Origin of the sequence: Winogradskyella bathintestinalis (assembly GCF_030407435.1) — a bacterium.
GTDB lineage: Bacteria > Bacteroidota > Bacteroidia > Flavobacteriales > Flavobacteriaceae > Winogradskyella > Winogradskyella bathintestinalis.
In genome coordinates, this window is record NZ_JASDDK010000004.1 from 136,705 (window position 1) to 149,597 (window position 12,893).

The 12,893-nt window shown below is 31.3% G+C and carries 13 protein-coding genes; 9 read left to right on the forward strand and 4 right to left on the reverse strand.

Annotation, left to right across the window (positions count from 1 at the left end):
• Positions 1 to 39: 39 nt before the first annotated feature.
• The 3 genes from QMA06_RS11915 to QMA06_RS11925 are packed head-to-tail and all read left to right on the forward strand — an operon-like array spanning position 40 to position 3,013.
• A complete protein-coding gene (locus tag QMA06_RS11915; RefSeq protein WP_290207085.1) occupies positions 40 to 1,086 on the forward strand; it encodes a sugar-transfer associated ATP-grasp domain-containing protein in 1,047 nt (348 codons plus the stop codon).
• 24 nt (positions 1,087 to 1,110) lie between these two features.
• Positions 1,111 to 2,025 (forward strand): ATP-grasp fold amidoligase family protein, encoded by a 915-nt coding sequence (locus tag QMA06_RS11920; protein ID WP_290207086.1) that lies wholly within the window; start codon positions 1,111 to 1,113, stop codon positions 2,023 to 2,025.
• 46 nt (positions 2,026 to 2,071) lie between these two features.
• The gene (locus QMA06_RS11925; protein ID WP_290207087.1) at positions 2,072 to 3,013 is read left to right on the forward strand and encodes a stealth family protein; all 942 of its coding nucleotides are present in this window, start codon (positions 2,072 to 2,074) and stop codon (positions 3,011 to 3,013) included.
• An 86-nt stretch (positions 3,014 to 3,099) separates the two neighbouring features.
• Here the strand turns inward: QMA06_RS11925 and QMA06_RS11930 are convergent, their stop codons facing one another.
• Both QMA06_RS11930 and QMA06_RS11935 read right to left on the reverse strand, forming a co-directional pair.
• Complete coding sequence (locus tag QMA06_RS11930) at positions 3,100 to 3,720, reverse strand: YrbL family protein (RefSeq protein WP_290207088.1); 621 nt, start codon at positions 3,718 to 3,720, stop codon at positions 3,100 to 3,102.
• Positions 3,707 to 4,546, reverse strand: coding sequence for a glycosyltransferase family 2 protein (locus tag QMA06_RS11935; protein ID WP_290207089.1), 840 nt, complete (start codon positions 4,544 to 4,546; stop codon positions 3,707 to 3,709). Before QMA06_RS11935 ends, QMA06_RS11930 begins: the two co-directional genes overlap by 14 nt.
• Before the next feature lie 45 nt (positions 4,547 to 4,591).
• On the opposite strand from QMA06_RS11935, the gene QMA06_RS11940 reads away from it, so the two are divergent.
• The gene (locus tag QMA06_RS11940; protein ID WP_290207090.1) at positions 4,592 to 5,353 is read left to right on the forward strand and encodes a glycosyltransferase family 2 protein; all 762 of its coding nucleotides are present in this window, start codon (positions 4,592 to 4,594) and stop codon (positions 5,351 to 5,353) included.
• On the opposite strand, the gene QMA06_RS11945 is transcribed toward QMA06_RS11940, so the two are convergent.
• The gene (locus QMA06_RS11945; RefSeq protein ID WP_290207091.1) at positions 5,343 to 6,098 is read right to left on the reverse strand and encodes a lipopolysaccharide kinase InaA family protein; all 756 of its coding nucleotides are present in this window, start codon (positions 6,096 to 6,098) and stop codon (positions 5,343 to 5,345) included. The two genes, QMA06_RS11940 and QMA06_RS11945, sit on opposite strands and share 11 nt — an antisense overlap.
• 467 nt (positions 6,099 to 6,565) lie before the next feature.
• On the opposite strand from QMA06_RS11945, the gene QMA06_RS11950 reads away from it, so the two are divergent.
• The 3 genes from QMA06_RS11950 to QMA06_RS11960 all read left to right on the forward strand — a co-directional run bounded on the left by QMA06_RS11950 (position 6,566) and on the right by QMA06_RS11960 (position 9,715).
• Positions 6,566 to 7,999 (forward strand): CCA tRNA nucleotidyltransferase, encoded by a 1,434-nt coding sequence (locus QMA06_RS11950; RefSeq protein WP_290207092.1) that lies wholly within the window; start codon positions 6,566 to 6,568, stop codon positions 7,997 to 7,999.
• A 71-nt stretch (positions 8,000 to 8,070) separates the two neighbouring features.
• Complete coding sequence (locus tag QMA06_RS11955) at positions 8,071 to 9,093, forward strand: COX15/CtaA family protein (RefSeq protein ID WP_290207093.1); 1,023 nt, start codon at positions 8,071 to 8,073, stop codon at positions 9,091 to 9,093.
• Between the two features lie 115 nt (positions 9,094 to 9,208).
• Positions 9,209 to 9,715 (forward strand): IS1096 element passenger TnpR family protein, encoded by a 507-nt coding sequence (locus tag QMA06_RS11960; RefSeq protein WP_290207094.1) that lies wholly within the window; start codon positions 9,209 to 9,211, stop codon positions 9,713 to 9,715.
• On the opposite strand, the gene QMA06_RS11965 is transcribed toward QMA06_RS11960, so the two are convergent.
• A complete protein-coding gene (locus QMA06_RS11965) occupies positions 9,716 to 10,777 on the reverse strand; it encodes a hypothetical protein (protein ID WP_290207095.1) in 1,062 nt (353 codons plus the stop codon).
• Between the two features lie 215 nt (positions 10,778 to 10,992).
• Between QMA06_RS11965 and QMA06_RS11970 the strand changes: the two genes are divergently transcribed.
• Both QMA06_RS11970 and QMA06_RS11975 read left to right on the forward strand, forming a co-directional pair.
• Positions 10,993 to 11,895, forward strand: coding sequence for an ABC transporter ATP-binding protein (locus QMA06_RS11970; RefSeq protein WP_290207096.1), 903 nt, complete (start codon positions 10,993 to 10,995; stop codon positions 11,893 to 11,895).
• Positions 11,896 to 11,975: 80 nt separating this feature from the next.
• Positions 11,976 to 12,803, forward strand: a complete 828-nt coding sequence (locus QMA06_RS11975; protein ID WP_290207097.1) for an ABC transporter permease — start codon at positions 11,976 to 11,978, stop codon at positions 12,801 to 12,803.
• Positions 12,804 to 12,893 lie beyond the last annotated feature (90 nt).

Consider the following 12,893-nt stretch of genomic DNA (forward strand, 5'->3'; position numbering starts at 1 on the left):
ATTTTATTACTTTACCAGCAATAACAATTTTAATCAAATATGGAGCAACTTAAGTATGACATATATTGGCGTTTTAAACTGAAAAGATCAAATAGTCGTGCCTTAAAAGCGCTCAAAAAAATTGAAAGTTATAAAGGCAAAGTTAACACTAAATTTCAAAAATTATCAAATGAGTATGCAATTGAAGTCTTAGGAAATAAAGCTTATGCGCCATGGCTATATGTTTATTGCGCCATGCAGAATCGCTTTCTGGAAGGATGGATACCTGATAACTATTATGCCAAAGAAGTTGTTCCAAAATTAAATGGAGATTATGGAAAAGTTGGAGACCGAAATTTTATAATTCCATTTTTGCTGCCTCAAATTGACTCGTTAGACATCGCTTATTTTATAAATGGGAAATTTTGTGGTCCAGACAGTAAGGTTATCGATATAAATGAAATTAAGAATTTCCTATTTGATAAGAATAATAGAATAGTTTTTAAACTAGAAAATTCAAAACGGGGTCAAGGGGTTTTTATTCTTGATAGAGATAATTTCGATGCTTCGATATATTTTTCAAACGAATATGCTAATGGTGTATTTCAAAAGTATATTCAACAACACCCATTTTTTGATCAATTTGCAAACAATTCCGTTGCTACAATTAGAATTACAACAGTATCTGATGCCCAAGGAAAAATATCTCCAAGAGCATCATATATTAGATTTGGCCGTACCAAAGACACACATATTAAGGCCAACTCTGCAGTAAGTATTCCTATCGACATTAACTCTGGAGAATTACATTCTACAGGTTATATAAAATGGTCTGAGATAGACAAGCACCCAGACAGTAATATTTTGTTTCATCAACAGATTATTCCCTATTATAAAGAGTGTGTAGAAAAAGCTGTAGCAATGCATAGTGTTATTCCATTTATGGGTTGTTTGGGTTGGGATTTAACAGTTGATGCTTCAGAGAAAGTTCAATTTATTGAAGTAAATGGCATTAATAACGGCATAAAATTTAGCGAAGCTATTACAGGGCCATGTTTTAAAGATTTGAATTGGGATAATCTTTGGAAACAAAAACAAGGATTTTAATTTTAACTTTAAAACAGTCTAATAATGCCAAGTATAATACGTCGATTCTTTTTAAGGCACTTAAGGAAAATGCGTTCTTTACCGCCAAAAATTTATACACCTATATCTTATGAATATTATACTGGTAAAAAATTAAATTTAAAAAACCCAATTGAATTTAATGAAAAATTACAATGGATGAAGGTGTATTATCATCCAAAAGTTCTAACTCAATTAGTAGACAAATATGCGGTAAGAGCTTATGTTGAGGAAAAAATAGGAGCGCAGTATCTTAATCAAATCTACGGGGTATACGATAAACCCGAAGCTATTCCCTTTGAGAATTTACCTAATAAATTTGTTGTTAAAGCCACACATACAAGTAGTCATAATTTAATAGTAACAGACAAAACTAAACTCAATAAGAAAAAAGCGATTAAATTATTTTATAAATGGTTGGGTAAAAACCAATATTACCGCATTGGTCAGGAGTGGGCGTATAAAGATGTACCTCCGAGATTAATTGTTGAAAAATTTTTAAAGGACGATGATAAAAATTCACTCATTGATTATAAGTTCTATTGCTTTAATGGCACCGCTAAATTTTTAGAAGTGCATTTAGATAGGGCAGATAATCATAAGAGAGGTTTTTACGATTTCGATTTTAAACTATTACCATTTAGGTATGTGTCTCTTGAGAAGAGTATCTCATCAGATATTAAGAAACCTCGGAATTTAAATGAAATGATAAAATTTGCTGAAATTTTATCTGCAAAATTTCCATTTGTTCGTGTTGATTTTTATTCAATAAAGGGTAAAACTATATTTGGTGAAATGACGTTCTATCCGTCTGATGGCAGAAAAGATTTTATTCCAGAGAAATACAATAAAATTATTGGAGATTACATTTCAATTCCTAAATTAGAAAGTGGACAACAAGCAATAACTAAAACAGATTGATGTCCGTAACATTATTAAACTGATGGATCATTTTCATACTTAAACTATGACAACTAAAAATGCTGAGCTACATACTATTGATGCCGTAATTCTTTGGGTAGATGGTAATGATGAAAACCATCAAGCCAAAATGTTACCTTACTTAAAAGATAAGACAAAGATTAATTCTGAAAAATTTAAAACGCGTTTCAACCAGGTTAATGAAATTAAATTTACCATTGATTCCATTTTAAAATTCGCTCCTTATGTTGATAATATTCATATAATTACAGATAATCAAACACCCGATTTCTTAAAGAATAAACAACAAGACAGTTATAATAAAGTTTCAATAGTAGATCATAAAATTATATTCAAAGGGCTCGAAGAATATTTACCTACATTTAATTGCAGACCAATTGAATCTTGCTTATATCGAATCCCAAATTTAGCTGAACATTTTATTTATTTTAATGATGATTTCTTTTTGATTAATGATACAAAACCAAGTGATTTTTTTAAAAACGGACTTCCAATTTTAAGAGGTAAATGGTTAGAATTTGATGAAAACATATTTTATAAAAAATTTAAAAAACCCAGGTTTGGCCATAAAAAAATTCAACAAAAAGCAGCGAAACTTATAGGTTTTAATAAATATTATAATTTTAGACACACCCCTCACCCACTACGTAAGTCGACTTTTGAAAAGTATTTCAAAGTTAATGAAGACGTCCTTATAGAAAATATTAAGCATAAATTTAGAAACAAAAACCAATTTACTCCTCAAGGCTTGGCTAACCATATAGAAATAAAAAACAAAACTTGCTATTTTAAAGAGGATTTGCAGCTCATGTATTTTAGATCTTACAACAAACCACTTTTGTGGTATAAATACAAGCTAAATATCGCCGGGAAACGTAAATTATTTCTAGGCTTACAAAACTTAGATCGTAGTCCACCAAACATTCTAAATTATATAATAAACTGGCTAGAGAATAAAATGTCCTAAACTTTGTGATACTTTTTGGATTTATCTTAAATCAATAAAAAAGTATAGGAGAATTAATTAATATAGACGACTTGTAAAGTTTGCCATTAAACAATAGTTTCACCAGAAGCTCTTAATCGTTTTATTAAATTACGCTGAGCACTTAACGAATGTAAATTTGCTTTTACAAAACGCCGTTCAACTTTCTTTTTAGCAAAATAATGAAACCAATCGGCAAATGGAAAGAAATCTCGATGCCCTATGCCATCAATAACGACCAACTCTATAGCATTATTTTTTAATAATTTTACACAAATATTTCTCGCTCTTAAATCTCCTACAAATATTTTATGGCTAATCATTTGCTCTTTTAAGCGTTGCAAACCCTCCTCTATTTGAGTATCGGAAATTGATGATTTATTCATTTCTAAATAATGTCTCAATGTAAGTGAAATATTCTGAGATAATTCGTCCTTAACTAATTCATAAATAAAGCCTGTACCTAAATTGGTCTCAATTTCTCCTAAATACTCTGCAAAAAATGGATAGGCAAATTTGGACCTATCTTTAGATTTTATTTTCTCGAGGTAATTAATTTCTTTATAAAGATGGTGAGTATCAATTTCAGGTTTACCAATTTTAACACATAGGTCATTATTATCGGGATGAAAATAAACCTTACGAGCTAATCCTTCAGAAATGTAATTTTTGTCTTTAATTTGTAGCATTTTTATTTAAGGATTCTATACCATAGGGTGTTTTTATAATATTATTTTGTTTTGTAAATGCTCTAATTTGCTTGTTTTTTTCAATCATTTCAGGCTTTACGTAGCCTCTTTCATGATCTAAATGCAAACAAATTGCACTATATCTAATCTGTTTAGCTTTTATGCCGGCATTAAACAAACGTTCACCCAGCTCACGATCTTCACCACCATACTGCATACGTTCATCATAACCGTTGGCAGCGATTATATCGTCTTTCCATCCAGAAGAATTATGACCATTCCACGTTGCTGTAGTTGGTGTTAAAGTATTTAACGCATTTTTCTTAAACCCTTTTGCTGTGATTTTGTTATTTTTAAATGAGGATTTTAATCCATGAGATTTTAACCATTCGATATTAAAACAATTTTGTGACTTTATATCCTCTTCAGTTATCTCTTTACTTATAGATAACGGCAATTTAAAATAACCTCCAGACAAGAAATAACCTTGTTTTCTATTATTTATATGAACGCTTAAAAAGTCTTCTCTGGCAATACAATCGCCGTCTGTATACACTAAATAATTTCCTTTACTAGCAACAGTGGCTTTATTGAGAATTATAGTTTTTTGAAAACCATTATCCGCATGCCAAATATGTTGTATAGCATAATCCACTTTTAATTTAACCTTTTCAATTAAATCTTTGGTGGTAGTATCGGAGCCATCATCTGCTATAACCACTTCAAAATTTTTATAAATTTGTTCATTATAGCTCCATAGTACTTTTTCTAACCATTCTGGGCTATTATAAGTACTTATTATTACTGAGGTATCAATAGAATTCATTGCCGTAAAAATAGTTATTTTTGCGCATATTTATCTTTTCAATTTATGGTTAAACTATCTGGAGTTATAATTACATTCAATGAAGCCGCAAATATAGAAGCGTGTGTTAAATCACTTATTTCGGTTGTGGATGAAATAATTGTTATAGATTCCTTTTCTACCGATAACACAAAAGCCATCTGTAAATCTTATAACGTTACATTTATTGAGCAAGAATTTTTAGGTTATATAGAACAAAAGAATTTTGCATTATCACAAGCAAACTATGACCATATTGTATCTTTAGATGGAGATGAAGCCTTATCTAAAACACTTCAAGAATCTATAATTAACCTAAAATCGAATTGGAAATTCGATGGTTATTATGCTAATCGCTTTAATAACTTTTGTGGCCAATGGATTAAACATTCCGATTGGTATCCTAATAAAAAATTACGCGTCTTTGACAGACGAAAAGCACAATGGAAAGGTATTAATCCACACGATAATGTTCAAATGAATGAGGTTGGTTCTAAAATTGGACACTTAAAAGGAGATATACTTCATAAAACCTATCAAACGTATTCAGAATTTAATCAGAAAACAGAATATTTTTCGACTATTGCAGCAAAAGCGTATTATAAATTAGGAAAAAAGGCACCCATTTGGAAAATTATTTGGAATCCCTCTTGGGCTTTTTTTAAAACTTACGTCTTAAGATTGGGATTTTTAGATGGCTTTAATGGTTATATCATTTCTGTGCAAACAGCGAATATTACTTTTTTGAAGTATTCTAAGTTGCGTGAATTGAGAAAAGCTAAATCTTAAAACGTCTTTTTAAATTTTTTTTCCGTTGTACAGATTCTCTAAAAGATTTAACTTCTTTCCACATTAAGCCAAACACTTCATCATAAGTTTTATCACAGCATTTCGCATATTCGTCACTCATTATCTCAACCATATGCTTATGTTTAGATAATCTGGAAAAATTTTTCATTCGAGTTTCAAAATCCATCGTACCAAATTTCATTCTATTTAAGTCTACCAAATAAAACTCATACTTATCGCCTATTTTTTTTATCAAGGTATTGCCTGGCGAATGATCTAAAAATTGCACTCCTTTTTCGTGTAAATTATACGTAAATCGAGTAAAAGCGCGTAAGATGGTGTCGTAATCTGGGTAATTGAAATCATTAATTAATTCACGATAAGTTAGATCGCATTCTAATTGCTCAGAAATATAATAGCTCTTATCAAACAATCCCAGGTGATTATACTCATAATAAGCAATGGGTTGTGGTGTTCCAATATTTAAATCCTGAAGTTTTTTAGCATACTCAAAAGACCGTTGAGCTTTACTCTTTCTAAAATAATTATAAGCTATTTTATTTATAACATTTGGAACTCTAAAAGATTTAACATTAAGCGTTTTACCTTGTAATTCAAATGTTTTCAATGAATTTCTTTTTTGGTCACCATAATCTGTGCCTTTAGAATCGAAATTAACAATGATGTCATCTAAAAATGATTCATGTACCTTAAAGTTCTTATGTATATTTTTTGTTTGCTTCACTTAGATCAATTTGAATATCTAGAAATCTTTAAATTTATATTATTTCAGAATGTTTAATTCAGTAACGTTCTTTTAGTTGAAACAAATCTACAACATTTAAATATTTTACGTCAATCAATGCTTGGTTGAAACTTAAGTGCAAGTATTACTTCATATAAAATTTAGACATATAAGAGTATGGATAATAATGTCAATGAATTTGTAGAGCTACAATTGGTACAGAAGTCCTTACGTTTATGGCTAAACACAATCTAAATAAAAATCAAAAAAACACATATAAAATCCCTCTGATAAACCTATTGTATGGGAGATAGCACTTTTACTCTGGCAGAAATTTTCAACTAATATTATAAAAGCAAAAAGCTACTTATTCATTTTAATAGGTTGGCCATCTGTCGTATCTTTGCACAGCAAAAAAACAGAAACTTTTTTTATCATCAAAAAGCATCTGTTATTTCAAATATCCTATGTACCATAAACAAGCCTTAAAACACGATATATTTAATTACATTACCCAGTCTGCAGAAGAATTAGACGTAGAAAGTTACGTCATCGGTGGTTTTGTTCGCGATTATTTATTAGAACGTGGTGATGCAAAAGACATTGACGTAGTTGCCGTAGGAAGTGGGATTGAGCTCGCAAAACAAGTTGCTAAAAACTTACCCAATCAGCCAAAAGTTCAAATTTTTAAAACATACGGAACAGCCATGTTACGTTATGATGATATTGAAATTGAATTTGTTGGAGCTCGCAAGGAAAGCTATAACGAAAATAGTAGAAATCCAATTGTTGAAAATGGTTCTTTAGAAGACGACCAAAACCGTCGAGATTTCACTATCAATGCTCTTGCATTAAGCTTAAATGAAAACAATTTTGGTGAATTATTAGATCCTTTTAATGGACTTAATGATTTAGACCAAGGCATCATTCGTACTCCTTTAGATCCTAATATTACTTACAGTGATGATCCATTGCGCATGATGCGCGCCATTAGGTTCGCAACACAACTTAATTTTAAAATTGAAGACACTTCACTCAAGGCGATTGCTGACAATAAAGAACGTATTAAAATTATTACCAAAGAACGTATTGTTGTTGAGTTGAATAAAATTTTGGAAAGTAAAACACCTTCTATTGGGTTTATGCTTTTAGAAAAAACAGGACTATTAGACTATATTCTTCCAGAATTGACCGCTTTAAAAGGGATTGATGAAATTGAAGGGCAACGCCATAAAGATAATTTTTACCATACGCTAGAGGTAGTAGATAATATTGCTAAAACAACAGACAATCTTTGGTTACGTTGGGCTGCCTTGTTGCACGATATTGGGAAAGCACCAACAAAGAAATTTCATAAGAAAATTGGTTGGACATTTCATGCCCACGAGTTTGTCGGTTCTAAAATGGTTTATAAATTATTCAAACGATTAAAAATGCCACTGAATGATAAGATGAAATTTGTTCAGAAAATGGTATTTATGAGCTCTCGACCTATTGTTTTAGCATCTGAAGTAACGGATTCTGCCGTAAGACGTTTGGTGTTTGATGCTGGAGATTATGTTGAAGATTTAATGACGCTTTGTGAAGCAGATATCACCACAAAAAATCCAAAAAAATTCAAGAAATACCATAATAATTTTCAAAAAGTACGAGATAAAATTGTGGAAGTTGAAGAACGCGATCAAGTACGAAATTTTCAACCTCCAGTATCCGGAGAAGAAATTATGGAAACCTTTAACTTAAAACCTTCTAGAGAGATTGGACGGATTAAAGAAGCGATTAAAGAAGCAATTTTAGAAGGAGACATTCCAAATGAACATGAGGCTGCTTTTGAGTTGATGTTAATAAAAGGCAAGGAACTAGGGCTATCTATTAATTCTAATAACAGCAAAGACTCATAGTAGTATAGATGGAAATCGATAGAATATAAATAACTTTCATCATAAAAATAAACGTTAAAAACCTTTAGACTTTGGAACGAAACAAAAATAATAAAGCAGTCATTTACTGGTTATTAACTGGTTGTATCTTAATTTTCATAATGGTGGTTGTTGGCGGAATCACTAGATTGACCCATTCTGGATTATCGATTTCAAACTATAAGTTGATTTCTGGTACTATTCCACCAATGAACGAAGTAGAATGGAATGAAGCGTTTGAGCTTTACAAACAATATCCCGAATATCAAAAACTTCATAATCATTTTAATTTAGAAGAATTTAAAGACATTTATTTTTGGGAATGGATCCATCGCGTTATTGGTCGTTTTATAGGTTTAGTTTTTATTATTCCGTTTATCTATTTTTTAATTAAAAAACGTCTTTCAAAATCCACGATTAAAAAATCGATTATACTCCTTTTGTTGGGTGGCTTTCAAGGATTTCTGGGTTGGTATATGGTGAAAAGTGGTTTAGTAGATCAACCGAATGTAAGTCATTACAGACTGGCAGCTCATTTAACGACCGCATTTTTAACTTTCGCCTACACCTTTTGGGTGGCATTAGATTTAATCTTTCCGAATAAAAAGGTGATTGATAAAAAGTTACGGAATTTCATTAGAATCGGTTTAGCCGTTCTCATACTTCAAATTATTTATGGAGCTTTTGTTGCTGGCCTAGATGCTGGTTGGATTCATAATCATTGGCCATTAATGAACGAAGGTAAATTAATACACGAAACCGTTTATATTGAACAAAACCCCACATACCTCAACTTTATTGAAGGTAAAAGTGGTGTTCAATTTGTGCATAGAACTCTAGCTTATATTGTTGTAATCTTTATTTTGGCTATATGGTATAAAGCGAAACGAATTCCATTAACCTCATGGCAAACCAAAGGAATAAATGGATTGTTCATTATGGTTGGTGTGCAATTTTTATTAGGTGTTTTTACGCTTATTTATGCCGTGCCGGTTTGGTTAGGAGTTTTGCACCAAGTAGGAGCTTTTATTTTATTGAGCCTAATGACTTTTACATTACATCGCTTTAGTAAATAATGTAAAATCATGAAAAGTATTTATCCTGAATAAGTACATCAAGTTTACTATTAGTTTTTAATTTTTTGGAATTTAGTTTTTGGGATTTGGAATTAAGAATCCCTATCTTTGCAGCATGATTTACAGATTTAGAGTTATACTAGATAACGATACCGAAGATGATGTGTTTCGCGATATAGAAATCCGCGAAAGTGACACCATGGAAGATCTTCATAATACAATTACCCAATCTTTTGGGTTCGATGGTATGGAAATGGCTTCATTTTACATCAGTGATGAGCAATGGAATCAAGGCGAAGAAATTGCCATGATGGACATGAGTGAAGCCGGGAATGAGGTGAAAATGATGGGGACCACTATTATAAAAGATATGGTTCATGAAGCTTCTACGCGTTTGATTTACTTGTATGATTTTATGAACATGTGGACTTTTTATGTAGAACTTGGTGAAATTGTTGAAGAAGCTGAGGGTACAGACTATCCTAATCTGATGTATGTTCATGGTCAAATTCCTGATCAAGCTCCAGAAAAAACATTTGAGGCGGAAGAAGATGATGATGATTATGACGATTTAGATCCTAGCGATTATGACAATCTAAATTTTGACGAAAATTGGAATTAGTTAAAAACGCTTTAAGCTAACATCTTCATAATTGCGCTTTACAAAGTCGAGCGCATTTTTTAGGATTTCTCCCATGTTATTACTATTTCTGAAATTCAAGTCTAGCGTATGGTTGTAAATATCTTCTTTTAGCATTTCAATATGTTTCGGAATTGAAATTTCATCCGCTTCCATACAATCCAATAACGCATTTAAACGTGTATGATAACTAATCATTCGTTTAGCAACAATAGAACGTTCCTCTATTTTATACTGATAAATTGATTCGGCCTGAATTTTTTCTTGAACCATTTTAACCATATTATAATTTTCCTTGAAAAATTGTGGTCTATAAATTTTCAAATTTCCCTCATAAGATTGTTGATCAAAATCTATCGCTCTTATTTTAAAAACAACATGATCAAAATCGTGTGTTGGAACGATTACGTAATTATAAGATCTCATATCACCTAAAAGTCTTATTAAACATCGTTCATTAAATTTCACAAACTCCTTGGCAATTTGGGCTTTTTCAGAAGGATTACAATCGGGCAGCATGTTTTTTATAAATTCATCACCCGGAATCCCTGCAATATGCTCCTCTATCAACGTATCCTTACAAACTAAAAAATTTATTTGGTACGGCGATAACATTTGTTCTAGTTCTAATCCATAAACACGAGAGGCATCTGCCGTCTTCACATAAAAATAGGTGTAATTGTCATTTAGGATATTTCTGACTTTAATTCTAAAAGGTTTAGAATTTCCAAAGGTGCAAAAATCTATGGCATCAACATTTAAAAATTTTATGATACTCTCTCCACCATCAGAAAGTAAATGAGAGTACACCAACTTTAAGCTACGGTCTATTTCTTCGCGTTCGTAATCGTTGTAATACACACGCACCCATAATGTATCATTATCATTTTTATCATACACCACAATAGAGCCTTGAAAGCGTAATAAATCAGAATAGAAAATAGGCAAGTCTATATTACGTCTATATTCTGATAGATAGGTGTCTAATTTATTAGAAACAGGATAGGTTGGTTTTCGTTTTGATATTTTTAAGTCGTCACTCATGTGCTAAATTTAAGCGTTTTTAAATAAATAAAAAAAAGTTACTTGCTAATTTGGTTTAATTAAATTATAACGATTTTGACTTTTATTTTACCGCACTATGTTACCGGAAATTTAATGTAAAACCAAAAAATCGTGTAACAAACAAAAACATCAGTCGTCTTATCGGTATAACCAAATGATGTTATACGTTTTTAGCATCACAAAAACCAATCACTTTGGAACCAATTCTTACAATCAATAATCTCACAAAGAAATTCGGCTATTTAACGGCCGTAAAAGATTTAAGTTTCACCATCAATAAAGGTAATGTGTATGGTATTCTGGGACCTAACGGCAGCGGAAAATCCACTACATTAGGTATCGTTTTAAATGTAGTGAACAAAACCCAAGGCGATTTCCATTGGTTCGATGGCAATATCACCACACACAATGCTTTAAAGCAAGTTGGCGCAATTATAGAACGCCCAAATTTTTATCCGTACATGACCGCAGAACAAAATCTAAAGCTGGTGTGTAGAATAAAAGGTGTTGACAAAACTAAAATCGATGAAAAGCTTGCCATCGTAGGTTTATTAGATAGAAAAACGCATAAATTCAGAACCTATTCTTTAGGAATGAAACAACGCTTAGCAATTGCTTCTGCTTTACTTAACGATCCTGAAATTCTAATTCTAGATGAACCAACTAATGGTTTAGACCCTCAAGGAATTCATCAAATACGTCAAATCATTAAAGATATTGCCGCTAATGGCACCACTATTCTTTTAGCTTCACATCTTTTAGATGAAGTAGAAAAAGTATGTTCTCACGTCGTGGTATTACGAAAAGGTGAAAAATTATATTCTGGTCGTGTAGATGAAATGATTAATAGTCATGGTTTTTTTGAATTAAAAGCCAAAAAGCATCAAGAATTATTGTCGGCATTAGAATTACACAACAATATAGGCAAGGTGAAAGTTGAAGGAGAATTAATAACCGCATTCTTAAACGAGCCTATGTCTGCTTCAGATTTTAACAAGTTAATGTTTGAAAAAGACATTTTTCTGTCGCATTTAGTAAAACGAAAAGAAAGTTTAGAGGAGCAATTTCTGCAGCTTACAGATAATCAAGAAAACTAATCTCATCAGTCATTTAGTGTTCAACGAAAAATAATACTCGTTTAAACTACTAACCAACGCATTCAAAAACCAATCAAAATATGTTACGTCTTATACAACTCGAATTGCAAAAACTTTGGCTTAACAGAGCCAGTAGAGTCCTAATAATTATTTCCTTTATTTTGCCTTTTACGGTTATAATTCTATCGTCAATTAAAATTCCTTTCTTTGGGTTATTCACATTAGAACTTGGTGAATTAGGTATTTTCAACTTTCCAATAATTTGGCATATCACCACGTTTTTCGCATCTCAATTTAAATTCTTTTTTGCAATTGTTGTAGTGAGTATGATTGGTAATGAATACAGTAATAAAACTTTAAAACAAAATCTTATTGATGGATTAAGTAAAAAAGAATTTATCCTTTCTAAATTCTATACCATTGTGTTTTTCTCTTTTTGTGCGACCATTCTTATTGGTTTAGCAACATTTATTATTGGTATGTATTACTCAAGTTACACCGAAGCGAATATAGTTTTTAGAGAAGTAGAATTTTTGCTCGCGTATTTTGTAAAATTGGTAGGTTTTTTCAGTTTATGTTTATTCGCTGGTATGTTATTAAAGCGATCTGCATTCGCCCTCGGGTTTTTATTTATACTATATATTGTAGATTGGTTGGTATTTTGGGGAGCTTATTACATTTTTGGAACTGTCGATTCGGCCTTTAAGGTAAAAAGTTTTATGCCGTTAGAGTCGATGTATAATTTAATTAATCAGCCGATGCAGCGTATTGCAATGACCAAATTCCCGGATAAGTCAGACATGATGTACGATTACGCAGTACATTGGTACGAAATCGCTATCGTTATGGGCTGGACTGCAATTTTCATCTTTTTGTCCTATCGATTGTTAAAAAAGAGAGATTTATAATAGCTTTGACGTTATTGTTATAATACCATTCACTGTTAAAATTAGATGTTTTTAATTTCTAGTTATTATATTGGTGAACGGTATATGCAA

What these genes read in the sequence shown, in the direction of transcription:
- QMA06_RS11965 (WP_290207095.1), bottom strand. Translation starts at nt 10,777, where the DNA reads ATGAGTGACGACTTAAAAATATCAAAACGAAAACCAACCTATCCTGTT.
- QMA06_RS11940 (WP_290207090.1), top strand. Translation starts at nt 4,592, where the DNA reads ATGGTTAAACTATCTGGAGTTATAATTACATTCAATGAAGCCGCAAAT.
- QMA06_RS11950 (WP_290207092.1), top strand. Translation starts at nt 6,566, where the DNA reads ATGTACCATAAACAAGCCTTAAAACACGATATATTTAATTACATTACC.
- QMA06_RS11975 (WP_290207097.1), top strand. Translation starts at nt 11,976, where the DNA reads ATGTTACGTCTTATACAACTCGAATTGCAAAAACTTTGGCTTAACAGA.
- QMA06_RS11930 (WP_290207088.1), bottom strand. Translation starts at nt 3,720, where the DNA reads ATGCTACAAATTAAAGACAAAAATTACATTTCTGAAGGATTAGCTCGT.
- QMA06_RS11935 (WP_290207089.1), bottom strand. Translation starts at nt 4,546, where the DNA reads ATGAATTCTATTGATACCTCAGTAATAATAAGTACTTATAATAGCCCA.
- QMA06_RS11915 (WP_290207085.1), top strand. Translation starts at nt 40, where the DNA reads ATGGAGCAACTTAAGTATGACATATATTGGCGTTTTAAACTGAAAAGA.
- QMA06_RS11920 (WP_290207086.1), top strand. Translation starts at nt 1,111, where the DNA reads ATGCCAAGTATAATACGTCGATTCTTTTTAAGGCACTTAAGGAAAATG.
- QMA06_RS11960 (WP_290207094.1), top strand. Translation starts at nt 9,209, where the DNA reads ATGATTTACAGATTTAGAGTTATACTAGATAACGATACCGAAGATGAT.
- QMA06_RS11925 (WP_290207087.1), top strand. Translation starts at nt 2,072, where the DNA reads ATGACAACTAAAAATGCTGAGCTACATACTATTGATGCCGTAATTCTT.